Annotated in this window: 23 protein-coding genes and 1 pseudogene; 13 read left to right on the top strand and 11 right to left on the bottom strand. The window is 40.6% G+C overall.

Annotated features, from left to right (window positions below; all coding sequences use genetic code 11):
- Nucleotides 1-61: 61 nt before the first annotated feature.
- Nucleotides 62-556 carry a GNAT family N-acetyltransferase gene (locus tag H5088_RS19155; protein WP_182754206.1) on the bottom strand — a complete coding sequence of 165 codons (495 nt, stop codon included), beginning with the start codon at nt 554-556 and terminating at the stop codon, nt 62-64.
- Between the two features lie 149 nt (nt 557-705).
- On the opposite strand from H5088_RS19155, the gene H5088_RS19150 reads away from it, so the two are divergent.
- Nucleotides 706-1,911: an anhydro-N-acetylmuramic acid kinase gene (locus tag H5088_RS19150; protein ID WP_182754203.1), complete on the top strand. Its 1,206-nt coding sequence runs from the start codon at nt 706-708 to the stop codon at nt 1,909-1,911.
- Between the two features lie 402 nt (nt 1,912-2,313).
- On the opposite strand, the gene H5088_RS19145 is transcribed toward H5088_RS19150, so the two are convergent.
- Complete coding sequence (locus H5088_RS19145; protein WP_010554987.1) at nt 2,314-2,799, bottom strand: hypothetical protein; 486 nt, start codon at nt 2,797-2,799, stop codon at nt 2,314-2,316.
- A gap of 745 nt (nt 2,800-3,544) precedes the next feature.
- On the opposite strand from H5088_RS19145, the gene H5088_RS19140 reads away from it, so the two are divergent.
- The 5 genes from H5088_RS19140 (at nt 3,545) to H5088_RS19120 (ending at nt 6,534) form a co-directional block, all read left to right on the top strand.
- Nucleotides 3,545-3,784 (top strand): phage integrase N-terminal SAM-like domain-containing protein, encoded by a 240-nt coding sequence (locus H5088_RS19140; RefSeq protein ID WP_182754200.1) that lies wholly within the window; start codon nt 3,545-3,547, stop codon nt 3,782-3,784.
- Nucleotides 3,763-4,215 (top strand): transposase, encoded by a 453-nt coding sequence (locus H5088_RS19135; RefSeq protein ID WP_310737278.1) that lies wholly within the window; start codon nt 3,763-3,765, stop codon nt 4,213-4,215. The genes H5088_RS19140 and H5088_RS19135 overlap by 22 nt, the downstream gene beginning before the upstream one ends.
- A 326-nt stretch (nt 4,216-4,541) precedes the next feature.
- On the top strand, nt 4,542-5,066 hold the full coding sequence (locus H5088_RS19130; protein WP_182725217.1) for a hypothetical protein: 525 nt from the start codon (nt 4,542-4,544) through the stop codon (nt 5,064-5,066).
- Nucleotides 5,067-5,180: 114 nt separating this feature from the next.
- Nucleotides 5,181-5,591: a hypothetical protein gene (locus H5088_RS19125; protein WP_182754197.1), complete on the top strand. Its 411-nt coding sequence runs from the start codon at nt 5,181-5,183 to the stop codon at nt 5,589-5,591.
- Between the two features lie 457 nt (nt 5,592-6,048).
- Complete coding sequence (locus H5088_RS19120) at nt 6,049-6,534, top strand: hypothetical protein (RefSeq protein ID WP_182754194.1); 486 nt, start codon at nt 6,049-6,051, stop codon at nt 6,532-6,534.
- 118 nt (nt 6,535-6,652) lie between these two features.
- On the opposite strand, the gene H5088_RS19115 is transcribed toward H5088_RS19120, so the two are convergent.
- The 6 genes from H5088_RS19115 to H5088_RS19090 form a co-directional block, all read right to left on the bottom strand.
- Nucleotides 6,653-7,747 carry an OprO/OprP family phosphate-selective porin gene (locus tag H5088_RS19115; protein ID WP_182754191.1) on the bottom strand — a complete coding sequence of 365 codons (1,095 nt, stop codon included), beginning with the start codon at nt 7,745-7,747 and terminating at the stop codon, nt 6,653-6,655.
- Nucleotide 7,748: 1 nt separating this feature from the next.
- Entirely contained in the window at nt 7,749-8,336 is a 588-nt protein-coding gene (locus tag H5088_RS19110) for a DUF4956 domain-containing protein (RefSeq protein ID WP_033022227.1), read from the bottom strand.
- 1 nt (nt 8,337) lies between these two features.
- Nucleotides 8,338-9,252, bottom strand: a complete 915-nt coding sequence (locus H5088_RS19105; RefSeq protein ID WP_182754188.1) for a polyphosphate polymerase domain-containing protein — start codon at nt 9,250-9,252, stop codon at nt 8,338-8,340.
- Nucleotides 9,253-9,329: 77 nt separating this feature from the next.
- Nucleotides 9,330-11,888 (bottom strand): CotH kinase family protein, encoded by a 2,559-nt coding sequence (locus tag H5088_RS19100; protein WP_182754185.1) that lies wholly within the window; start codon nt 11,886-11,888, stop codon nt 9,330-9,332.
- Between the two features lie 223 nt (nt 11,889-12,111).
- On the bottom strand, nt 12,112-13,239 hold the full coding sequence (locus H5088_RS19095) for a zinc-binding dehydrogenase (protein ID WP_182720700.1): 1,128 nt from the start codon (nt 13,237-13,239) through the stop codon (nt 12,112-12,114).
- A 105-nt stretch (nt 13,240-13,344) separates the two neighbouring features.
- Entirely contained in the window at nt 13,345-14,022 is a 678-nt protein-coding gene (locus tag H5088_RS19090; protein ID WP_182754182.1) for a glutathione S-transferase family protein, read from the bottom strand.
- 174 nt (nt 14,023-14,196) lie between these two features.
- Between H5088_RS19090 and H5088_RS19085 the strand changes: the two genes are divergently transcribed.
- The 4 genes from H5088_RS19085 (at nt 14,197) to H5088_RS19070 (ending at nt 18,480) form a co-directional block, all read left to right on the top strand.
- Nucleotides 14,197-15,108, top strand: coding sequence for a LysR family transcriptional regulator (locus H5088_RS19085; protein WP_039488765.1), 912 nt, complete (start codon nt 14,197-14,199; stop codon nt 15,106-15,108).
- A gap of 250 nt (nt 15,109-15,358) precedes the next feature.
- Entirely contained in the window at nt 15,359-17,326 is a 1,968-nt protein-coding gene (locus tag H5088_RS19080) for a hypothetical protein (RefSeq protein ID WP_182754180.1), read from the top strand.
- 95 nt (nt 17,327-17,421) lie between these two features.
- Nucleotides 17,422-17,880: a thioredoxin family protein gene (locus H5088_RS19075; RefSeq protein ID WP_182754176.1), complete on the top strand. Its 459-nt coding sequence runs from the start codon at nt 17,422-17,424 to the stop codon at nt 17,878-17,880.
- Between the two features lie 213 nt (nt 17,881-18,093).
- Complete coding sequence (locus H5088_RS19070) at nt 18,094-18,480, top strand: hypothetical protein (RefSeq protein WP_139015396.1); 387 nt, start codon at nt 18,094-18,096, stop codon at nt 18,478-18,480.
- A gap of 65 nt (nt 18,481-18,545) precedes the next feature.
- Here H5088_RS19070 and H5088_RS19065 read toward each other — a convergent pair whose 3' ends face one another.
- Complete coding sequence (locus tag H5088_RS19065) at nt 18,546-19,424, bottom strand: LysR family transcriptional regulator (RefSeq protein WP_182725228.1); 879 nt, start codon at nt 19,422-19,424, stop codon at nt 18,546-18,548.
- A gap of 121 nt (nt 19,425-19,545) precedes the next feature.
- Here H5088_RS19065 and H5088_RS19060 point away from each other — a divergent pair, with 121 nt between their 5' ends.
- Nucleotides 19,546-20,622 (top strand): YeiH family protein, encoded by a 1,077-nt coding sequence (locus tag H5088_RS19060; RefSeq protein ID WP_182720706.1) that lies wholly within the window; start codon nt 19,546-19,548, stop codon nt 20,620-20,622.
- A 29-nt stretch (nt 20,623-20,651) separates the two neighbouring features.
- On the opposite strand, the gene H5088_RS19055 is transcribed toward H5088_RS19060, so the two are convergent.
- Nucleotides 20,652-21,959 carry a DASH family cryptochrome gene (locus H5088_RS19055; protein WP_182720707.1) on the bottom strand — a complete coding sequence of 436 codons (1,308 nt, stop codon included), beginning with the start codon at nt 21,957-21,959 and terminating at the stop codon, nt 20,652-20,654.
- Nucleotides 21,960-22,078: 119 nt separating this feature from the next.
- Nucleotides 22,079-23,806 carry a DUF885 family protein gene (locus H5088_RS19050; RefSeq protein WP_182754173.1) on the bottom strand — a complete coding sequence of 576 codons (1,728 nt, stop codon included), beginning with the start codon at nt 23,804-23,806 and terminating at the stop codon, nt 22,079-22,081.
- Between the two features lie 227 nt (nt 23,807-24,033).
- On the opposite strand from H5088_RS19050, the gene H5088_RS19045 reads away from it, so the two are divergent.
- Nucleotides 24,034-24,621, top strand: a complete 588-nt coding sequence (locus H5088_RS19045; protein ID WP_024597860.1) for a DUF4202 domain-containing protein — start codon at nt 24,034-24,036, stop codon at nt 24,619-24,621.
- Nucleotides 24,622-24,648: 27 nt separating this feature from the next.
- Nucleotides 24,649-24,864 (top strand): annotated as a pseudogene (locus H5088_RS19040) (GTP-binding protein EngA); the annotation flags it as partial.
- Nucleotides 24,865-25,103: the final 239 nt, after the last annotated feature.

Below are 25,103 nucleotides of genomic sequence, written 5' to 3'. Positions count from 1 at the left end.
ATAAAGGAGTTTTGGGCGGGTGGTTGATAATTCAACCTTTGCGCAGATTTAATTAGAGTAATTAGTCTGCTTTGAGCTTACTAAATATATGATTGTTGTAAAGTACCCCGTTTTTATAAATGGCCTGTTTAAGCACAGCCTCTTGCTCAAAGCCGCTCTTAGTAAGTGCTTTCATAGAGCCGGTATTACCAGCAAACACGGCACCAAAAATTCTGTTTAAGTGTGAGCTTGCAAACGCTTCATTGCATATAAGTTCAATAGCGCGAGTAATAATACCTTGCCCCCAATAGGCTTTATTAAGCCAATAACCAATTTCGCCACTGCGTTTGTATTCAAATTCGCCGGGAGTTATACCAATACAGCCCGCAAATTGCCCATTTACAACAATGGCCTTAATAATGCCGTTTTTTGAGCCTTGGCTTATCCACCAGTTTGCATCGGCTTGCGTATACGGAAACGGAATTTTTGACGATAAATAACGCGTTACCTGTTCATCATTTAAGGTGTTAATAATAAAAGGCGCGTCTTGGGCTTTAAAATCTCTGAGGGTGATCATATTTTTTCATAAATTTTTAGTATGCACACTAACTTAACAATCATTTAAGAGTTAAACAATCAGAACCTAAATTAAACGCTTTACGGCTATTACTTTGTTTTAAAGTCCTCTAATATAAGCAAAATATTACACCTATTTTAGATGCCATTATGCACCCTCACATTAAAGCGCTTTATAACAGCGCCCTAAAACCAAGCCGTTTAATTATTGGTTTAATGAGCGGCACCTCGTTGGATGGGCTTGATGTTGCACTGTGTAAAATAACGGGCGCGGGCTTAAATACTCACATTGAGGTTTTAAATTTTACCACCGTTGACTACAACGACGGTTATAAAACTAAAATAAAGCAGGTATTTGCCAAACGAGAGTGCGATTTAGAGCTTGTAACTTTACTGCACCCGTGGGTAGGTAAACTCCACGGCGATATGGTTAACCAGTGCTTACATACTTGGCAAATAGACCCGGCAAGTATTGATGTAATAGCAAGTCACGGGCAAACCATTTACCACTGCCCGCAGTCGCAGCATAATCACAAAAGCTTTACTAATGGCACCTTACAAATTGGCGATAGCGACCAAATAGCCGTTACTACGGGTATTACTACCATTGGTGATTTTAGGCAAAAACACATAGCCGCAGGAGGCGAGGGCGCACCGCTTGCTGTGTATGGCGATTATTTGTATTTTTCGAGCGCTGTGGAGAGTCGGATTTTGCTAAATATGGGCGGCATAGCTAACTTAACGTTTTTACCCAAAAATGGTGATGCAAACCGTGTGTTTAGCTCCGACATTGGCCCCGGTAATACCATTATGGATGCCTACGTACAGCAACATTTTAAAGATATGCATTATGACGATGGCGCAAAAATAGCTAAAGCAGGCAAGGTAAATACACCATTATTAAATGCATTGTGTAATAACGCATTTTTTAAACTCCCAATGCCTAAAACCACAGGGCCTGAGGTATTTAACTTAGCGTATTTAAACACCGCACAGCAGCTTACAAATACACAGCACTTAAGCCATGAAGATGTAATGGCCACCTTAAATACCTTTACAGCAACCGCTATAGCAAATGCATTAAACGAGTGTGCAGAGCGCGCACAAAATTGTGTGGTGTATGCAAGTGGTGGGGGTATTCATAACCCATTACTAATGGCGCAACTTACAACGCTTTGCCCACGTATTAAGGCTTTTAAAAATACCGACGATTTAGGTATTAACCCTGATGCAAAAGAGGCTGTGTTATTTGCTATTTTAGCTAACGAATGCCTAGCCGGAGAGCAGCAACACCTAAGTAACACCGCACAAGGTATTGCGGGAGTTACTATGGGTAAAGTAAGTTTTGCAGACTAGGGCGTGTTGGTCTTTGTGGATTGAAATTTGTTCAATCTAGAGGCGATTAAATCGCGGCGCGAGGTTTGTAACCTAGTGGGCTCGGTAACTGCTCCTGCGTTACCCTACTGGCTTACATCCATGTAAGAATAAGTAAAAACCGAGCAAAGCTTCCGCGTCCTGCTCACGCCCCTTACCTACATCCATGTAGGCAACAAAGAGTTAATCGTCCCTAGAAAGAACCCAAAGGGCAGTGCATGTTTGGTATTTATGCTGCATTATCGCCTATTTATGGGGAGTAACCACACTACATAGGCTCTGCCTTGCCTAAAAACCAAACATACTGCTGTAAATTCACCCACCAAAGTTCAACACGCCCTAACAACTTATAAGTAGTGTCGCGTAATTTAAGTGCAGTTTGCATTAAAACAGCGATAAAAACGTAGAGCCCATACTTGCAAAGTAGCTACGAACGCCCTGTGACTTGGTATGTTCAGTTTTTATTTGCTCAGGAATATAGCCTTGCTCAAATGCTTTAATGTACACATCGAGTTGCTGGCTTTCTTTTAAGGTCGTGTTTTTTCCGTGCAGCATCATTTGCACTACAAAACACTGGCTTTGTGTAATGTTACTTAAAGTAAGATTTACAGTACCAGATTCAAGGTCTGCATTGCTCAGCGTTTTTTCAGTAAAATACTGCGCCCCACGCGCACTGGGCTGCGTTGCACTTAGTGAAATAACATCGCTCTCATTTGCGCCATCAGGCAACACACACTGCAGCGTAATGTTATGCGCAGCATTGGCTTTTAGCGATAGCTTTTCATATTCCATAGCGTGGCTCATCGCCGCAGACATAGAATCATCAAATGATTGCAGTGCAAATGTTAGTTGCACTAAGGGTGTACTCATCTTACTTAATCTTCTTGAGTCTATTCATTTATCGGATAGAGATTATCGCGGATCAAAGTTACAGATTTATGACTAATTGCATTATTTAGTACAATTATTGAGTAGTTTGATCAAAGAGGATCTTTTTGTTCTTTCTCATTCGGTTTTGGAATGGTTTGTCACACATCTGGAATAAGGAGCCATATATGGCGGAGGTTGCAGAGATGGTGCTTCCGTTCCTTATTTGGGTTCTTTTCATAGGGGACAGAATTTTGTTTTTAGGCTTAAACTAATTAAACAGAGATTCCCAACTAAAATTCTATACTTTATCTTTTTTGGTTTATTACTGTATGGATAGCGGTTTATTGTTGTACCTCATATTAATAGAGCGGTGTTAGCGGCCAAGATAAATGTCGCAATGCAAATGTTCTAAGGCGGTTATGAGCGAAAACCAGTTATTGAGATTGGCTAAATATAGTAGTTAATTGATTGGTCAAACTGCTTTTTGCGCATATATTCATGAAAATGCGCGCTGCGCGCAAATTGGATTATTAACTTCACCTAAAAACTTTAGAAAACTTAGTGATAGTAATACCTTAGGTAATTTGCTAAAACTATATAAAGTAGATAAATGAGCGCTAAGTCGGCAGAAATATGCGCGACGAGCGCACTATTAAATTGTTGAACTAAGCCGCTACGCGGAGATCCTATTCTGACCATTTGAGCCACACTTACCTTGGGGTTATCCCATATTTGGAGGTAAGTCATGAATACACTCATTGAACAAGTCAAAACTGAAATAGCCTATCTTGGTTATTCACAAAGTACCTGTAAAAGTTACTGCGAGCATTTACTTAAACTCAGCCATTATTTTAATAAACCACTCGATTTAATTACTGATGATGAGCTGAATATCTTTTTTAAAGATCCCGCTATTCGCAAGCTCTCCAGAGCGAGTCAAAAAGCACACCAACCAAATGGTGTGTGTATAGCAAAGCCTGTTTAACGTACAGTGAAAAGTTAGTCAGTTACCTTGCACGTTATACCCGAAAAGGCGTGATGTCAGAATCGCGATTAGTGTCAGCGACTGAAGAAACAGTGAGCTTTAAATACCGCGATTATGCAGATAACAACCGCGATAAAGTCATGACTCTGAGTTGTGATGAATTTTTACGGCGCTACTTACAACATGTATTGCCCAAAGGGTTTATGCGCATTCGCCACTATGGCTTTTTAGCTAATGCATGTCGCAAGCGAAAGTTAGGGTTAATAAAGGCTCAAGTATCAGCATCCCCATGCAAAGCGGTGAAGCCGAAGGTAGAGCAAGAACGATTAATACCCTATTGGCCTTGCCAGTCATGCAAGACGGGGACCTTACGATTTATTGGTGTGATGAATTTAGATGAGGCGATAAATAAAATAGCGCGAGCGAGTTAGCAGCCTTGCTTGCTGCATCAAATCAAAAAGTTAACCTGCTTAATTGCTCAGGCTAATAGCGACTGTGCGAGCGAAAAATATCCTTGCTTAACGGTTAAACATTCGGTTTAATGAATAAATAATAAACGCTGAGCAATGCAGGGAAAGCTTAAATTATAATAGGTAAGCTTATTAAATTAGCTGATTTAGCTAGAGCCTCTAAAAAGCAAATTCCCATAGCATAAACAACACCAACTCTGACACACCGAGCAGGTAGCGCCTCAGTCCAACAAGCGATTATGCAACACAAACTGCGTGTCGCATAAATACTAAAGTGTTAGGTTCCTATGAGATTACTCACGATTCTTGCTGTTGGTTTTTTAGTGCTGGGGTGTTCTGACGAGTATAATCCTTTCAAAAACAAGGCAGAAAAAAGAGCAGAAGGCTTTTTGTCGAAACATCATAGTAGCTTAGAGCATTTGATTAAGTTGGCTGAGAAAGGAAAATTTGAGCTTGTTCAGTGGATAGATGAAGATGATGGTAAAAATTTGCCGGTAAATGTCGTTTCAATGAAAGGGACTAAAAAGAAAGTAGAAGTTTCTGATGGCCGACTTGATGAATTCATTTCATTCGCTAAAAGTAAAGGAATCAAATTAATTTGGTTTCAGTACTTTGATGGTGTTTGGTTTGTCATGAAGGCATTTTCTTATGAAGACAGCGGAAAGCGTCGAGAAGGCTATTTTTCTTTTGGAAATCCATCAAAAACAAGAATTTGCCATTTCGGCGAAGAAAATATGGGGTTCGCTATGCTTAACGAAAGCGAAAAGAATTGGTTTATGATCAAATGTAACATCCCTAAAACCGGAACCTAACAAGTTGCCAAAGTTCGCCGCAAAAAGCGCGGCTGGGACAAATACTCACTGGGCTTCGCCCAACAACGTTCGCATTTGCCCCTTGGCAAAGCGTTAGCAGTACAGGAAAGTTCAGTGTTAGAAATAGGTATCGAGGAAAAATCAGGAAATTTTATTGGGAGTGTAATTCATCTTCCATCTAATGCCTTGGTCAAAAGTTCATCGAAAACAGCCGAGAAAGCCGTATCTTTGTGTTTACGAGATCTTAGTAATCATCTTTCTAAATTACAGTGGTTTTATACCCAAGTATCTGAAGGTGTAATAACTGAATTATCAATAAATGGTCTCTTTAATTTTTCTTGTTCTGCCGTGAGTCTTACCTCATTTGAGGAGTATCTGCATAGTCAAAAAATTGTGCTTTCTTCTCTCCATCAATTTAGTTTTAATAACAAAAACTATTCTGGTTATGTTTGTAATCCCAATAGCTATCAGAAACTTATCGAGAGTATTTTAAATAATTCAGAGTTTGAGTTATCGTACTGCTAACAAGAAAATCAACAAGGACTAAAAACAGTGGGCTTTTGCTCCTGCGTCGCCTATTTTAGCCAACAATTTTTGGGTCAAAGGAGTCAAATTTTGACTTCATACTTCGAGGTTTACCAGTGCCTGCTGATGTCGCACTAGCGAAGTTTGCCAGAGTACGCCTATCAAATTAACTATATCCTTAAACCTTTAATGTACTTGAGTGGCTAGCAACGTACGGGTGATCCCTTCCAGCGTTAATTGAGAAATAAGCTCAATTCCAGCATTGAATGGGAAATATTCCAACTTCCTATTGGAAATTCACTTATCAAAGCCTCGCCTTATATAAAGCCCTGTTTCAAGCTTGAATGAGAAAGAATATAAGTGAGGTTGTTTTAGCTGTTTAGAGGTTATATTTAGAACCTCTCTTAGTGTTATGGTAATACTAAGCAAATAAATTTTAGAAATAAGGTATTTATAGGTGTTTTTTAATAGGGCAGTGTTTTTAGTTTTTACTTTATTATCGGGCTTTTCTATAGCTAAAAGCGTTGATTCGTTTTCTTTAAGCAAAATGAGTGAAACACAATACTTACTTGAAACAGCAGCGCAGCCCACGATTAAAGTTATTGCTGATGTGCAAGGAGCTGACGAGCTAGAATTAGTAAAAGTTTATGATTTAACGTGTAATAGTGTTAACTACCAAGTGCCTGCCGTTAAGGGAGATATCGAAAACGCGGTGTCTATTACTGAACACATAGAGTATTTTATATTTAAAAACGTAGGCGATAATTTATCAGCGATTAAAACAATCGGATCTATTGAGGTTAAAAGGCGAAGTGACGGTATTGTAGTGAATGAGCACACCATCGACCCATCACTGACCAGTTTTAATAAAAACCTGTGTAACAGTATTAACCGCAGCGGCGATATGGATTACCCAATACAATTTGCAGGCGCTGGTAATTAGTATTTAAAAACTAACTTAAATATTATTTACTAAGTAACTATAAAGCCCCTGTGTTAAACGTAACGTTTAACACAGGGGCTTTATAGTTTTAGATTAACTGGCTTAACACGCAAACGCATTAAAACGAACATTGCAGCCTTAATGAGATTGCATTGCCCGATGTGATAGTACCACCCGCTTCAAAGTAGTCGGCTTTAATGTAGTCGGCCATAAACTTTATGTTTTTGTTTACGGTGTAGTTAACACCAAGGGAGTAGGTTTTTGCGTCTTGGTTTTCTTGCTTAAGCTTAAGTAAGCTATAGCGGCCAGTGAGCTCCCAGCCTGGCTCTGAGCTTGCGCCTAGTTTTGCGTTTTTATACTTGCGGTATCCGCCCGATAACTGATAACCAAATTGCAAATAGCCGCCTTCGTAATCATTGGTTGACTCTTCAATACTGGTTACTTGTGCTTGTTGCCACTCGGCCATCATGGTCAATCTGTCTTTAATCCATAACAGCTCTATACCTTGCTGCGAGAGGTTATCGGCATTAATTTTATCGCCTTCTATTAATGAGTCGGCGGTATAAACTTCAAGTGGCTCATTTACTCTAAATTCGTTACCGTCGTACTGCCTCTCACTAAATGCGACGCCTAAGTGTAATAGGTTGGTATCTTGCTGCCATGGCACCCAGGCTACCCGCCCTGTAATAGCTGATGTTGCTTCGTCTTCGTCGGGCTGATAATAACCAAGTTGCCAATTTACTGAGGCTATCTCTCCTGAAAAGCTAATACCTAAACTTCGCCCTGGCGAAAACGCTTCGCTTATCATGCTGCGTTCAAGCATTAATAAATTACGAGAGCTGGTTAGTTTTTCTAGGCCAAAACCTTCTTTTTGCTGGCCTATGGTTAAATCAGCATATTTCCAGCCTGAGTATACTAGGTAGGCGTCTTTTATTTCGGTTTCGCCATCGGCAAAGCCAAGCTGAAATTTACTTTTCCAGTCTTTGCTTATGTCTGATTTAAAACTTAGGCGAGCGCGGCGTATTTCTGAGGTACTTTCTGAGCTGCTGCTGTCGTATTGCTCCTCTAATAATGAGGTATCAAACTTGTTGTAGTCGAGCATGATATAGCCGCTTAAATCTATATCGTCGTTAATTTTGGCAAAGCTTGCGTTACTAACAAAACAACAAAGTGTTGAAAGCGCCACGGTAGAAATAGTTAGTTTAGAGGTCATGTTAGGCTACCTTTGTTTGTTTTTCGGCTAAGTAGCTCACTTTAAGTTGAGCTACATCTTTTAAAAAGTCGATGTGCTCTATGTCTACAGCAACTACGTTTAGGCCTGTGCGCAGTTTTAAATCGTTGATGAGTGTGGCTTGGTTTTGCGGGGTTATGTTTTCTATGCGCTCGTAGCAAACGCTTTGTACTTCGTAGCGTTTTACAAATATGCTTGAGTCAATTACAAAGGCAATTAAGCAAATTATGCCGTTAAGAATACTTAGCTCAATTAAGCTCATTTGCCCTACAGAGGTAAGTAAAGCAATGGCGGTAACGAGGAATAAGTAAGTCATTTCTTTAATCGAAATAGACTCAGTGCGGTACCTTAGCATGGTAAATACCGCAAATAGACCAAATGCAAATTCCATTGACATATCAACGCCATGCAGCAAAAAGGTAATAATAAAAACGCCTACGCCAAATAAAATAAACGAGCCTGCCACCACTGCATTTTTACTTATGCGAAAGTAACAGCCATAGCAAAGTACAGCCAGCGATAGGATGTTTACTAAAAAACGGGAAAGAAAAATAAGATCTAATTTTGTCATTTTAATTATTCTCTAAAGGTAAAAGCGGGTTAGTGCGGTTAAGGTGTTTTAAACGGGCTAAAACGGGTTTAAAGCGGTTTACTTTTAAGCGCTCGGGGTAGAGCAAAGCACAGCCAATGCAGTATTTACTAAACGAGGCAGGGAATATGTGGTGTTTGCTCATCAGCTTATAAAATGGCGAGTGTTTTGTTTTTTTGCGTTGCTTAAGTTCGGCAATAAAAAAGCCCGGTAGGGTTATTTTGTTATCGCCTTTTGGGGTGTTGTACCACAGGTTAAAATCAAGCGTTAAGCGTTCGGCTTTTTCTTCGTTGGCTAAGGCTATTCGGTTATAGCCGCTTTGTTGGGTTACGTTTAAATGTGCAAAGCTGTTTTTCATTTGTTCTTTCATAAATGCAGTACAATGAGCTTGCTCGTTGTTTTTTTCGAGCTTGATACGTGTTTTAACCGTACGGCTTTGATTGTTTTTTAGTTTTACTTCTAGGTATTCGGTGGCGGTATCAACGTAGCGTCTTTGGCGCACTTTGTATCGATTAAGCTTACCGTTATGGTGGGCTTTGTATAAATCAAGCTCGGGCGTATCAAAGTACTGATTATAGTAAGAAAATAAACGCTTACCTTGTATATCAAGCACACGGTATTGGCCATGTAAGTGAGTTAGTAGCTCAGGTAAAAAAGACAGTGGCAGCATAAACTTGCTGTCTACACGGTTCATTAAGTTGGCGTTATTAAGATCTTTTAATCCGTAGCCTTCAAACGGGGTGAGTAGCTCGTTAATTAATGTTGATAATGGGCTATCAGCGGTTGGCTTTTCAGGTTGGGCCTGCTTATTTTTAGTGTTTATTGCAGTAATTGCTACAGGTGCAATTGAAGTATCCTTTTCAAAAAGTTCATCCTTTAAACGTGCTTGAATTGTCATAATTTTCTCAGATTATTAAATTGCAAAGTTACAGAGTGCAGTGCCAGCGTGCTGGCACTGCATGAAGGATGGGTTGTTTATCTAGAGCAAAAGCCGCTGCCGTCGCCGGCTGAAGGCAATGTGCCATCAAGCTGCGCGGTCATATTTGCTACGCGGTACTGCATAAACGACGTTAAACCGTAAAACTGCCCCGTAGTAGAGGTTAGGTTTTGCTCAAAGTAATCTGAGCCGTAAAAACTAGTGGGGTCGTTTTGTACGTGCTCACGGATTAAGTCGGCTATTTCATTTACGCGGGCACTAAATGTGTCGCTTGAAAGTGAACCATTAATAAGTTGCGTTAAGTAACTGTGGTACACATCAAGGTTGCTTTGCTCGGCAAATACATTAGCAATTAACGGGCGCTCATTTAATGCGCCGCTTACTGGCTCATCAATGTAGAGCTCTCTTACATCTACGCCATTACAATTCATGTTAAAGGTGCCAAATGACTCGTTAAAATCCCATGGCAAAATGCTAAATACGCCATCGTCATCGTAAATATAATAGTTATGAGCAAGCGTACCGTGGTAGCTATCTAAATTAGAAAGCGAAGTGCTAACCGACATATATCGTAAAAGCGTATCTACCTCTATGGCGCTGGTTTCGCCGTCATCGAGCGATTCTACAAAGTTAATAAATGCGCCGTTATCGGTGCTCTCTTCGTTAGTTTGTAAGTTTATGTCGGTGTAGCTTTGTATGTCGTCACCTAGCCATAGTAAATCGCTGCCTGTGCCATCAGGCTTGTATAAATCGCCGTTACTGTTGGCAAAGTGTTTTTCTACAAATTCTCCATCTATGGCTTCTACCATTAAGTACAAACCAAATAGTTCGCCGTTTACATAAAAGTTAACGTAAGCATGCTCAGGCGTTGGTACGCCCATTTCGTCCATTAGGTCGTAGGCAATTACTTCACGCATGTACGACGGGTCGTTAAACGAGTTTTGCAGTGTGAATTTTTTTAGCCCAAAAAACTTTTGGCCCGACACGTATTCGTTAATGTCGACCTTAAAGCTGTATCGGTCACTGCTAGAGTTGGCAACACTGCTTAAGCTTGAGCCGCCTTTAGTGCGAATAGCCACGCTATCGAGTGTTACACCGTTAAAAGTAATAGCAGTTTCGTGATATTCCTCATCAAGTGGGTTATCTAGAATGTCTTGCCAGTTTTCGTCGGTAATTGTAATAGAAAGCGTATTAACAGCTGTGGGTGTAAATGCGGTTGCAACGGTATTCTCGCTACCTGGAGTAGGGGTTAAAAACGCATGAGTAAAGTCGGTGCTGTTACTTAGGCCGTAACTAAAGCCTGTGGCTACATCGCTTTCGTCCCAATCAATGTAGTCAATTACTTCATCGTTGAGTATTAAGCTTAACTCGTCTTCTTTACCTAGTTTAAAGGGTACGTAGTAAGTACCTGGATCTTCATCGGTGGCATAAATAGTAATGTATTGGCCTGCGTATAAATCTATGTCGGGCAGGGTTACTGGGTCTATGTCGTCGCTTTCATCAATAACTTGGTAGTTGGCTAAGTTAATAGTATTTTCGCTGTTATTGTATAGCTCAAACCAGTCGTTGCCATCGTCTGCAGCGCTTGCCACCACTTCGTTAATAACGAGTGGTCCGTGAGTTGCTTTGCTATTTTGACTAAGCTCTGTTGGAGTTAATACCGCTGTTGCATCGCTGCCATCTGGGTAGCGGCCATAGCTGTAACCACTCAAGGCTTGGCCTTTTTTCCACGATAACTGCTCTATAATTACATTGTTACTGTAAAGGTTTACGGTATCGCTTGAGCCTAATTTAAACGCTACGCTTGGGAGGTCGCCTAAATCATCGGTGCTGGCGTAAATACGATAAAACTCACCGGGCGCTAAAGTAATGTCGGGTAGGGCAAATTGCTCGTTATTGTCATCACTTAGTGTGTAGTCAGCTAAATAAACATCGCTACTGCTTGTTACATACAGCTCTATCCAGTCCTCGGAGCCGCTGCTGTCTTTTGCTACTACTTCGTTTATACGCAGTGGGGCATCTTCAGCAATTAGCGTGGTAACAAGTGTTGAGGTGTCGGCTGTTTGGTTAGCTGCGCCCTGTGTTGGTTTTAATGTTTGCGCGGTGCCGGTGCCGTCGGTGTATAAGCCGTAGCTAAAACCTTCAGCGGCTTCGCCTTCTTCCCAATCAAGTACAGACACCGCAGTGCTATTTTCATAAAGCGTAACAGCGTCGTCGCTACCTAGTTTAAAGGTAACGTAATAACCATTATCGGGCGGTGTGTCGGTTTCATCAATGGCTTGAATAACAATAAACTCACCTTGCGAAAGCGCTACTGCGGGTAATGCTTGAGGCTCTCTGTCGGCGTTATCATCAACAAGTGAAAATACCGACAAATCGGCTATATCTTCAGTGGCATATAGCTCAATCCAATCGTAGGAGGTATCACTTGGGCTTGCGACAATTTCATTTATAACTAAGCCAGTTGACGTGATTGTTGATGATGAATCAGTACTTTGCTCTGTGCTAGTGTCGGTAGTTTGCTCAGCACCGCCGCAGCCATACAATAATGTAGTAGAGGCAATAACTGAATAAAATATAAAAGGTTTTATATTCATGTAGGCACGCTTATTATTTTATTAAAGTGGATAAACTATAAGAATAAAAGGTGCAAACAATGTGTAAACATTCAGTAAATTACGTTTTTGTGATGGTTTTATGACAGGCTTTTAAGGACGCGTTAACTGCAAACCTAGCAATAGTAGAGTGCGTATATTTAAACGTAAAAAAGCAGATACCTAATTAGCATCTGCTTTTTAATTTTTAACGAAGAATATTTAATTAAGCTTGAGGTTTAATTAAGTACTTTTCGCCGGTAGCTTGTTTAGAATAAGCCGCGATTGACTGTAAATGTAATACCTCAGCTAATGACACTTCGTGCGTGTAGTTGCTCGCAAATGTAGTGGTGATTTCATCAGCAACGCGTTTGCGCATTTTCATTACTGTATCTGTGCCTAATTTACCTAAGGCATTAAATAACAAGAACCCGTTTACAGCCCATGCAAAACCAAAGTTACGGTTTAGTGTAATAGGGCCGCGGTCTAGTGCGCCATAAATGTACACTTGTTTAAATGTATCAGAGCCATAAATTGTGTGCTCTTTCATATCGCGCGCAGCTGCAACTTCCATACAGTTAAGAATGTCACTTGTTAGTTGGCCGCCACCAATAGGGTCAAACGCTATAGTTGCACCGGTTTCGATTATTGCAGCTGTTAGGTCAGCAAGAAAAGTGTCGCTGCTTGAGTTAACAATATATTTTGCACCCATATCGCGCAGTAATTTTTCTTGTTCTGGTTTGCGAACAATATTAATTAAATCAACGCCATCGGCAATGCAAATACGGTTTAGCATTTGGCCAAGGTTAGAGGCCGCTGCGGCGTGAATAATGGCTTTATGGCCTTCGGCGCGCATGGTTTCTACCATTGCTAGTGCGGTAAGTGGGTTAACAAAAGATGATGCACCTTCTTTAGCAGTAGTCCCTTCTTTTAGCTCTAGGCAACTTTGTACATTGGCACATATAAATTGACGATACGTACCGCCGCCAATTACTGCAACGGTTTTACCCATTAATGCTTGTGCAGCAGGTGATGACCCCGCAGCTACTACGGTGCCTGCGCCTTCATTACCTACAGGGGTTGCTTTTCCAACACGAGTTTTAAGTGATGGCATAAATTGAGCTGGAACATCGGCAGTAATTACTGGATTTTCATCAGTACCCGATTGCTTTGCAGTAGACATATCAGCTGCGCTGAATAAAACGCCTAAGTCTGATGGGTTTAATGGTGCAGCTTCAATACGAATAACCACTTCATCGGCATTTGGCTTTGGCATCTCGATGTTTTTTAAGGCAAGTGTAAGTTTATTGTCTTCGCTGATAGTTGAAGTCAGTTGGATATTTTTATCTGTCATAGGTGTCTCCTGCAAAGAATTAAATTTGTTAAGCCAATAGCATTATTGTATTGGCGATCTGTCTTAGTAATTAAAAATTAGAATAGATACTTTTGTAGCTACGCGTTATTTAGCGTTGGCTGCTTGAATTTGCGCTTTCACTTTTTGCATAAATTCAGCCATATTTGATTGCCGATCGGCCTCTATGCTTTGGGTAATGGCTAATTGGCTCATTGATTCGTTCCACTCTTTCATGCCGGGTACTTGTGCAAGTACATCCCAATCAAGCTGGCTTGAGCCAAAGGCGCTAACAATGGTGTTTACGTAATAAACGTAAATGTCTGCCATTGTAAATTGCTCGCCTGCAATCCAAGGTGAAAACTTACACACGCTACTCAAAGCGGTTACGCCACGCGTTAATACTTGGCGTACTTCGGCTTTAGTGGTTTCAGGTACTTCAGCGCCTGAAAATACATAAGGGATAAACCGTCTGCTTGGCAGTTCAAAATAAAGCTCTGCCATTTTCATAATTTGACGTACAACTGCGCGCTCACCTGCATCTTTAGGATATAGCGGGGTTTGTGGGTACGACTCTTCTATAAAGTCGCAAATAACACTCGACTCAGAAATATTAAGGCCGTTAGCTGTTGTGATTGCAGGCACTTTGCCTGCAGGGCTGATTGCTAATAACTCTTCGCTACCGCCGTAAACAAGGTGTTCTTTAAATGGCAGTTGTTTGTGTAAAAGTACATGTTTAACTAGGTTGTAATAGTTGCTAGCAGCAAAACCGTGCATAGTAATCATAAGTCAGCTTTCCATTATTAACGTGAAGATACTCATTGCCAAAAAATGCAATTTAAGTCCCTGTCTTTAGGTTGAGTACATTATTACTTGTTTTAATTTGCTTATATATAGGAGAAAATGCGAATCACTTTTGTCTTTAAGACAATAAAGCATTTTATTTAATGGAGAGGCGACTTGGATCAACTAAAAGCCATACGGTATTTTATTAAGGTGGTTGAAACGGGCAGTTTTACCAAAGCCGCCAAAGCTTTTGATGTGCCGCCTTCGTCGTTGTCGAGGCGAGTTGCTGATTTAGAAAAAAGCCTAGGGGCGACGCTTTTAAAGCGCTCGACCCGCATAGTTAAATTGACCGAAGTTGGGCAAATTTACTATAACGATGTTCAGCAAATATTAAATCAGCTAGAGCAAAGCCATGAAACTGTGCGCAGTTATCAAACAACACCAATGGGGCGATTATGTATAAGCTCAATGGTGAGTTTTGGTGACAAAATACTACTGCCTCTGCTTGATGAATTTAGCGCGCTATACCCCGAAATTATATTAGATGTTAGCTTAAGTGATGAGTTGTCTACACTTGGGCGTGACGATGTTGATATTGCTATTCGCGGTGGCTATGCGCCAAATGAACGCGTGCTAGCAATAAAACTAATGGATAACGGCTTTATTCCTGTTGCGTCACCCTGCTATTTACAAAAATACGGTGTACCTACTAATGTTATGGAATTAAAGGGCCACAGTGGTCTTTATTTTAAAACGCCAGCGGGGCCAACGCCTTGGTTATGTAAAGTGGATGAGCAATGGCACGACGTTTCTGGGCCTGCGGTCGCTATTTCAAATAACGGATCGTGGCTGGCTAAAAAAGCGTGTAATGGCGAGGGCATTTTAATGTCAACTCGGTGGGCGCTCGACTCATACCTTGAGTCTGGCCAGTTGCAAGAGCTTAAGTTTGAGCATGAATTAGCGATAAGCCAAAATGCGACTATGGCGGTTTATTTGTTGTATCAAAAGCAGCGCTATTTAGTACCAAAGGTAAAAGCGGCGGTCGACTTTTTAGTACAAAGAATAAAAGAAACAAATGAAGAGTAATGAGCGAACAGAATAGCCCTTAATAGTCAGGTGGGTAGTAGATAAATAGAGTGGTGAATTGGTGAATTGGTGAATTGTCGGATGGCGCTGCGCTTATCCGACCTACGCTTATTCGATTTAGATTTATGCTTATTTAATTTATTAATGGGTTGTTTGTATAAATAGTAGGTAAAAAATACCTCCTTAAGCTAAAGCTTTTAATGCTGCGTCCGATAAATTACTTAATAGGGTTTAGCGATTAAGGATAATCATGGTTAATAATGCACTTGGCAGCCACGCTAATTTAAGCACTTTACTTGCCCAATCAGTTAATAACGCTAACCAAAGCTCTGTGAGTCCTTCACTACTAACCGGTAGCGACCTTCAAGCTATAAATGATTTACAATCTAACGCGCCAAAAATAACAGATGGGTTATTAAGCCAGTTAAATAATGAAACTCTTGATGAAACACTAGCCAGTAATCAAAAAGTAGAGGACGTTTTACAGCAGCAACTTACCTCGTTATTTACTATTTCAAGCACGCCGAGCATGCTTAACTATAAACTCTCCGATGAAGAACTCGCCCTGCGCACCGTAATAAGCTCTCAGCATGAGGGGTTATTAAAAAACGTAAACAGCACCCAATTAATTGAGCGATTAAATACATCAGTTAAAAATATTCAGAGTGCTTATGCTAATACCAGCGATATTTTATCGAGTTTAGGTCAGCTTGGGCATGAGCAAAAAACGTTTTTAGCCTCAAGCCAGCAACGTGTTGAGCGCTCACTTAATCCATACATGGAAAGCCTTAATCGCGCAAAATACGAGGATGACGATAACTACCTGTTTGAGCTCTCGGTAAAAACTAAAGAGGGTGATGTTATAAACATTACCTTTAACTCATCGCAAGGTTATGACGAAGAAACCGGTGAAGCGATAGATGGCTTTGGCATAAGTTACGAAGTTAATGGCAATTTATCTGAGGCTGAACATGGCGCTTTAACGCAGGTTATGGCGGGTGTTGGCGAAATGGCTGATGAGTTTTTTAAAGTGAGTGAAAATTCATTCAACCCTCTTATAGTGCCAAATCAAACAGACTTGAGCTTAGATTTTTTAGCGGGCTTTAATAGTGAGCAGTTAGCCGGTTTTAATGTGTCGTTTTCGACAACGCAAAACGATGCGCTTGATACTGCCCAGAACACGCTTGATTTGAGTTACTCCATTGATGAAGCATCAAACCAGCAAGCACTTGTGTTTACAGCCGCAGGTGGGCAAAACGACATTGATTTTGCACTCGGTATGTCAACCATTGGCGCTAAAGACACGCAGCAAATGCAGCGGTATTTAGCGTCGCTAGATCAAAGCCTAGAAGATAGCCGAGTAAACAGTACTAAAGATGATAAAACATCTGCATTTGGTAAAAGTGGCGATGAGGCAATGCAACAAGGTTTTGCATTGTTTAAAGGCGCTTTTGCGAGTATGTCGTCGGCTGCTGAGCGTTATAGCAATTTGGAGTCACTTGCAGAACAGCAATTTAATGACGGGCGCGCTATGGTTGCCGATTTGGTTGATAACATGATTACAAACGATACCCGTTACCAAGGGCTTGGTAATAAGGCGCCGAATACATTAGGAGCGGGGATTTCTAAGCTCGCTGATTTTGATGCTACATTTTCTTATGCGCTTGATAACGGCGACTATCAACCTAAAAGTACAATTGAGCTAAGCCAAGCGACTGAACAAAGCCAATTAGGGGAGCTTAGCGGTGTAACGCAAAGTAAAAATGTAAGTAGCCACTTTGATTATCAATACAGTCGCCCTGATTACTACAACAAAGAAGAGAGTTATAACGTAGGTACTGCGGTTAAAAATAAAGAACTTGTGGGGCTTGTTCAGTCTCACGAGGTTGATGTTGATACAAAAATGTTTGAGTTTAATCCGCAAACCAATCAATACGAGCTGCAAATGGCGATGCAAGAACAAACCATTAGCAAAAGTGACATTCGTTTAATTGACGATATTTGGCTTGAAGAAAACGAAAACAGCTACAACATGAATAAAAAAGAGCGTGTTGAGAGCGATGAAAAGCAAGACGAGTTTAAAAAAACAAGCAGCCATTCTCATAATAAACTAGTTACCCTAATTGGTGATTTAGATAAGCTAGCTGAGAATAAAAACGTAAGGCGAGAATATTTAACTAACTTATCGCAAGTTAACTTTTTTATGGATAAAAAGTAACGGTTTTGAGTTGTTCACTCCACACTCAATATTGGGTATAGTCGTTTAATACCTAAATTAATACCTAAATTAATACCTAAATTAAGAGCAACCTTATGTTTAAACAATTAATTTTACTGTGCGCTTTAAGCATGCCGCTTGTAAGCTGCGCTGCTACAGCGCCATTTTCGGGCGAGATAAGTACGCAAGCACTGCTAAGCGACTACGACAAGTTTAACGAGCAATACAAGGCGTATACACCAACAGCACAAGACATTTCATTAATGCAAAAGCTAGAAGGCAAGGAGCTAATTGTATTATTTGGTACGTGGTGCCACGACAGCGAACGCGAAGTGCCAAAACTCATTAAGTTACTTGATGCATCGAAAGTACAACTTGCAAGCATTGACTATGTGGCCGTAGGTTACAACAAGCAAGACGATGCAGGCATTGCACAGGCTCACGACTTACAATACACGCCAACGTTTATTGTTAAACAAAATGGCGAAGAGTTGGTACGCGTAATTGAAAAGCCAACGGGTACGTTAGCGCAAGACTTAACTCAGGGTTTGTAAATTCAGCTTGCTCGTATTTGGTTTACCGATTTAGCAAATAGGTTTATGAGGTAGCTGCTGGACTCATATAACTAGTCTCTTGGTACTTTAATGTGTAAGGCCAAAATTTACCTCTTTGGCTGAGCCAAAATAGGAATTCAGCTATGGTTTGTATATCAATTAAAACAAATAAAAAACGAATTAATCTACAAGCTCGTTGTGGTATGTCTTAATATGTCTAAGGATCTACGTAAAAATTTGATTGCTGCGATTCTTAGTCCTTTAATTGCATTACCAGTACTTGGTTTTTGTTATTTTTATGCGGGTATCGAAAACTATACTTCTGTGAGTTCATTAATTTCAGGTGTTGGTTTTGGTGTATCAATAGGGGTGGGAAGTTTATTTTATTTTTATCCTTTAATGTTCATTTACGGATTACCTATTAGCTTATTACTCCAAAAGTTAAATTTATTTAAATTACCTGTAGTTTTAATCTTAAGCATACTTCCAGTTTTTTTACTCAGTTTATTTAGTGAATTTAATCGTGAAACATTGGTTCTTCATTTATTAGTACTTTCAATGGGTTCAACTAGTTGGCTTATATATAATAAATTAAGGTAACACCACAATAAGCGATTAATGTTACACAACCGTTTTCTTACTCGGCTTACAGCTCAGATCAAACATTATTCACTAAACAAGCTTTTTTCGAACGCTTGCGCAGCATGTGAAGACGGTCTGTCTTTATAATGCAGTTGATAAAGAGGCCGAGAGAGTTGCTCGTTATTTTTTTGGCTCAGGCGTGTTAATTTGCCTAGCTGCACTAAATCCTCAGTAACTACATTTGGCAATAAAGCCACGCCCATTCCTTGAGCGACGGCCCTTGCTATGGCTTCGTTGCTGCCCAATTGCATACTGCGCTCTGCTATTACGCCATGTTGGGCTAATAACTTTACCGACATTTCTAAAGTACCCGAGCCCGGCTCGCGCAGTAGCCAAAATTGATTGTTTAACCATGCTTTTAAGTCTTTCGTGGGCTTAAAGTTACTCGGTATAACAACACTCATTAAATCGTTTTGCCAGTGCTTACTTATAATATGCGGCTCGGTAGGTGTGCCTTCAACCAGTGCTAAATCGATAGTGCATTCAAGTAGGGCGTGCTCAATTTGCGCTGTATTAGCCACTTGTACTTCTACTTTTATATCAGGGTACTGCGCGCAAAATTTAGCTAAGTAGGGCGGTAGCCAATAGCTGGCAATGGTTGTACTAGTGCCTATAACGAGCGTGCCACGCTTAAGCCCTGTGCGTGATTTAATATCTTCTATGGCGGCTTTTTCAATGGCAAAAATGCTACGTGCATGATCATACAAGGCTTGGCCGCCCTCGCTTAAGGTAAGTTTTTTGCCTTTAGATGCACGCTCTATAAGTTGAATATTTAATTGGTGCTCAAGCTCTTTTAGCGCTTTAGATACAGCCGGTTGGCTTATAAAAAGCGCTTCAGCTGCGCCTGAAAAACTACCAAGCTTTGCTACCGTATAAAACACCCGAAGTGCATGCAAGTTCATTGTGCCTCTCAAATTACATAACTTTAAGTTATCGAATCATGATTTTAATGTATTGGAGTTATATTTTGCGCTTTCTTAAAATGAAGTCAACAGTTTAACGTTGTTCAATTGAGGGAATATTATGCTTAGCGCTATTAAAAATGGGTTTCAGCCTTTGGGTATTAATACTAAGCAATATGGCGATACGCGCTGGTGGTTAGGTATGCTGCTGGTGGTGGTTTTGGCGGGGGCATCTGTTGCATTAAGTAAGTTACCCATAATGCAAAGTGCGCAATTTAGCTCTTTAACTATTGGTATAGTGCTTGGCATTATTGTGGGTAACAGTGTGTTTTCGCGTATTGCTACGCAAACCGATATAGGTGTTGATTACGCTAAAAGTATATTGCTTAAAGCGGGGGTTGTGTTGTTTGGGTTTAGAATTACCTTTGCGCAAGTAGCGGGCGTAGGCTGGGAAGGCTTATTAACCGATGTTGTAATGCTGTTAGGCACATTTATTTTGGCAGTGCAGCTAGGTAAGCGCGTATTTAAGCTTGATGAACAAACAACCATATTAATTGGCGCGGGTAGTTCTATTTGTGGTGCCGCTGCGGTTATGGCAACTGAGCCAGTTATAAAAGCGCAGGCGCATAAAGTATCGGTAGCGGTGGCAACGGTGGTGGTGTTTGGCACGTTAAGCATGTTCGCCTACCCAATCATGTTTGATTACATGGGATTGAGCGAGCACGCTTACGGTATTTTTGTAGGCTCAACTATTCATGAAGTAGCGCAAGTGGTTGCAGCGGGCACAGCTGTAAGCGCCAATGCTGCAGATACCGCCGTTATAGAAAAAATGCTAAGGGTGATGATGCTTGCGCCATTTTTAGTGGGCTTATCGTTTTGGCAAAGTAAAAAGCATGCAAATATAAACGCGCCTGGCGGCGAGCAAAAAGCGGGTATTACAATCCCTTGGTTTGCTGTGTTATTTATTGTGGCAAGTGGTGTGCATTCACTCTCTATTATTCCTCAAGTGGCTACAAGCGCAGTTGTTTGGTTTGATAATATATTACTCACCATTGCGATGGTGGCTTTAGGTTTACGCACACATGTTGGCGCTATTCGCCAAGCGGGTATAAAACCGCTGTTATTAGCAGGCTGTTTATTTTTGTTTTTAACCTTGGGTGGTTACGCTATTAATGTGGGTATTGCTGAGTTGTTTTAAACGTTACTTGGTAAAAGTTGATTGGCGGCTTAAATTGGCCAATCAACTTCGTTTAAGGTATCCAGCTGCGTGCTGGTATTTTCATTGCCTTGCCATTTATTAATGTAAACAGCGTGCGGGTCAAACTGTAACGTTTGTTTTTCAATATTAAAGTGCCTACCACCACGCGGATCTACGCCTACACCTGCTATATATTGCCAATTACCCCAATTAGCGGCTACATCGTAATCAATCAGTTGCTGTTCAAAATAAGCTGCGCCGTATCGCCAATCAAGGCCAAGCTCGTTTACTAAGCAGCTTGCTGCAATTTGCCTTGCTCTATTTGATATATAACCCGTAGCATTAAGCTCATTCATAATGGCATTGACTAATGGGTAGGGTGTTGAGCCATTACACCACGTAGCAAAGCGGTTTGGCATAAATGTAGTAAGGGGTTTTGTTTGCTTTTGGCCTTTAAAGCTAAACAGGCTTTTACCTGCCTTAAGTGCATGCCATTTAAAATACTCTCGCCATAGCAATTCAAATTTAATCCAGTAAGTAGACTCGTTTGTTATTTGACTATGTTCGTACGCCTCAACTGCTTTATAAACTTGCCGCGCACTTACACAACCTAAAGCAAGCCAGGTACTAAATTTTGTGGTGTTATTAAAGCCATCAAGCTCGTTTCGAGTTATTTTATAAGTACTTGGTAGTAAACCTGAAAAGTATTGCTTTAAATGTGTTTGCGCACTTTTAAACCCGCCATGCATTACGCCATTATTTGCTATACGCTCTAAAGGTTTTTTAGCGCACAAGGTTATTGGCTGAGGGAGCAAACCGTTTGGTAATGTTGAAAGTGAAATGGGGCTAGTGGCGGCCTCTACCTTTTTACGAAACGGGGTAAAGTGTTTAGGTAATTCGCTTAAATCAAACGGTAGGTCACTTTGTTTAAAGAGCGTGTCTTGCTGCGACCCTGCAAATTTAGTATTAGGGAAATGTGCTTTGAGTAAGTTTATTTGGCGTTGCTCGTACAGGCCAAATTGCTCGCCGTATACAACTTCATCAATATTTTGCTCATTAATACGCGCTTTCAAAAGCGATACAGGTTCGCCTTCAAGTACATGCAGTGTTTGCCCGCGCTCAATAAGTGCTTGTTGGAGTTCATACAAGCTTTGCATTAAAAACTGCTGTTTATGCACGCCATACGGCTTTTGTTGATAGTTATTATTTTTAAACCAGTGCGGGTTTATAACAAATACAATATCGAGCGCGCATTGCTCAGTAGCAAGTTCGCTTAAAATAGGGTTGTCGTCTATTCGTAAATCGTTTTGTAGCCAATATAAAATGCGTTTGCTCATAGGTTTACTCAGGTTTTTGTAATCATTAACTTTACGAAGCAAAAGCGGGTAGGGATTAGTTTTGAGGTGTTTAAGAGGGTTTTAAAAAGAGGCGGCAAATAATACCGCCTCCTTGAATGTTAAATAGCCGATTTTTGTTTTTCTATCCAATCGTTTATTACGTCTTCTAATACTTCCATAGGCAGCGAGCCTTGGCCTATAACGGTGTCGTGAAAGCTGCGAATATCAAACTTAGCACCTAGCTCTTTTTCGGCTTTTGCACGCAGTTCGCGTATTTTTATTTCACCCATTTTGTACGAAAGCGCTTGGCCAGGCCATGAAATATAACGATCTATTTGATCCTCCACCGCGCTTTGTGGCAATGCAGTGTGATCTGCTAAGTAGTCTATTGCCTTTTGGCGGCTCCAGCCAAATGCATGAATACCTGTATCAACCACTAAACGCACTGCGCGCCACATTTCGTAGCCTAAACGACCAAAGTCGCTGTACGGGCTTTGATAAAAGCCGGCTTCTTTACCTAAGCGCTCTGTGTATAGTGCCCAACCTTCGCCAAATGCAGAGTGGCTAAGTGTGCGTCTAAATTCGGGTACATTTAACTCCATAGCAATAGCGTTTTGTAAATGATGCCCTGGTATTGCCTCATGTAAGCTAAGTGCTTCTAAATTATATAAAGGCTGTAGTTTAGGTGTTGAGGCTAAAAAGTAAGTACCCGGTGAGCGATTATCAGCCGGTGGCATATAAAACGCGCCACGACTCGCTGAGCCTTTTATTGTAAAGGTGTTACGCGGTAAATGATTAAAGTAGGTTGGTAATTTGCCATACATTTTTTGCGTAATAAAGGCTGTTTTTTCAAGCAGGTCTTGTGCGTCTGTTGCGTAAAATTGCTCATCGGTTGCTAAAAATTCTAAAAACTCAGCATAAGTGCCATCAAAACCTACTTTATCAATAATGCTTTGCATCTGCGCTTTAATACGCGCGACTTCTTTTAAGCCAAGCTCATGAATTTTCTTTGGTGTGGCATTGGTTGTGGTGTAGTAATTAACTGCATATTTGTAATACTCAAGCCCGCCTTTAACGCTTGCAATACCCGGCTGGGCTCTACAGTTAGGCATGTAATCGTTTTCAAAAAAGTCGTAAAAGTGCTGATAAGCAGGGACTACTTTTGAGCTGATTAAGGCCTTTGCTTTGTTTTGGTATGTGGCTTTTTGCTCTGCTGTAAACGTGTTTGGTATACGTGTAAAGGGCTCGTAAAGGGCACTGTTTTCAGGTTGCTTAACAATATGCGCGCTAATGCTTTGGCTGTAATTTTCAAAGGTTTTGCAGTAATGAGTAAAGCCTGTTTTTATACCTTCTTTCATTAAATCAATATTTTGCTGATTAAATCGAGGGTAGTCGGCAAGGCTGATTAAAAATGCGTTGTAATCGTCGGGTGTTAAAAATGCCATGTTAGCCGGTGCTTCGGCAAAGTAAGTATGCCAGCCACTTAAAAAATTAACCGGAAAATACTTATCTTGATAAAGGTAACTTTGCTGCTCGGTTTCTCGCTCATATTTAAATAAGCGGTAGTTCATTAGCTGCTCGTTGTTGAGCGTTTTTGGGTCAATGCTGGCTAAGTTTTTTAGTACGTTGTTGTTATAAGCTTGGCGCTTTGCAATGGCTTGCTCGCTCCAATTTGGCAAAGTACCGTTTGGCTTCCAGCCGTCTGGGTCGGTACGAAAAAATATTTTTTCAGCTTTGGCGTTTTGCCAGTGGTTATCAATAATGGTTTTTAAATCAGTGTTAGTGTCGGCTAAGCTTGGTAGCGATGCAACCGCTAAGCATATAGCTAGAATACTTTTTTTAAACATAGTCATCCGTTATTGGCGAGTTAGTTATTATTTATCGCGCTTTTTTATTTTAATTTGTGCTCAATATAGTACCAAGTTAACTTAATCAATGCGCTTACTTTTATAACCTGTAACTCTTGGTTTTACTTTTTGATTGAACAAATTTCACTGCGTAACTGATTGGCGTACTAGTTTATTGTTTTATCAGCGTTTAGAATGACTAAAACTTATTATAAAAAATGATCGTCATGTTTAATAAAGTAATTACCTTAATTGATGAAGCAAACGACCAAGACCCTAATACTGAGCAGCACAATGGACAAAGCTTTCCAAAAGAAAGTTTATACGCCTTGCGCATGAGCGAAATGTTAACTCGTTTTAAACCAGATGCCGATGAACTCATGCAAATTGCAGTGCGTGCACAGCATATTCAGCGTTGGAAGTCGCCACGTAGTGATTTTGAAATGAACAAACAGGGCTATCATCAGTGGCGCAGTGCACTTTATATATTTCATGCTAGCAGCGTGGTTGCGCTCATGAAGCAAGCTGGTTACGGTGAAGCTGAGCAAAACCGAGTGTACGATGCGGTCGCTAAAAAAAATATTAAACGTAACCCAGACAGCCAATTAGTAGAAGATGTAGCAAGCCTTGTATTTATTGAACATTATATGCTTGGGTTTGCCAATGCAAAACCAGATTACAATGAAGAAAAATGGATTGGTATTATTCGCCGTACATGGCAAAAAATGTCAGATGACGCGCATGAGTTTGTACTTGCAGGTAATATTACATTGCCCGGCCCGCTTGTTGGGCTTATTCATAAAGCACTTGAGTAAAAGAAAATAAATAAAAAGGAATTTTAAATGTATTGTCCTCGTAGTAATACGCCACTTGAACCTTTACTTGTTGGCGGGATTACTGTTTTTACGTCAGCGCAAGGCGGCGTATTTTTTGATAACAGCCAAATTTTTAAGTTTAGCTCGCCGGAGTTAAAACATGGTCAGGTTTTACTTAAGTATTTGAGTAATTATACCGAAGGTGAGGGCGAAGCCTCATCGCGAGTAAATTGCCCTAAATGCTTAGGGTCTGTTGAACTTTGCGGATTGAAATTTGTTCAAACTAGGGGCTATTTAATCACGGCGCGAGGTTTGTAACCTAGTGGACTAAGTAAAAGCCGAGCAACAAAGAGTAAATAGCCCCTAGGAAGAACCCTTTGGGCTGAGGGATCCCCACTTTATCCAGCGGCCTCTTTTTCGTAATTCAAAATAAAGTTTTTTAAACTTTTTTCTATATAGCTTTGTGTAATACGTCTCTTACA

The organism is Pseudoalteromonas sp. SR43-3 (assembly GCF_014163875.1).
In the GTDB taxonomy this organism is placed as follows: Bacteria; Pseudomonadota; Gammaproteobacteria; order Enterobacterales; family Alteromonadaceae; genus Pseudoalteromonas; species Pseudoalteromonas distincta.
Note: the sequence above shows the minus strand (reverse complement) of the source record. Positions and strands in the feature narration are given on the sequence as shown.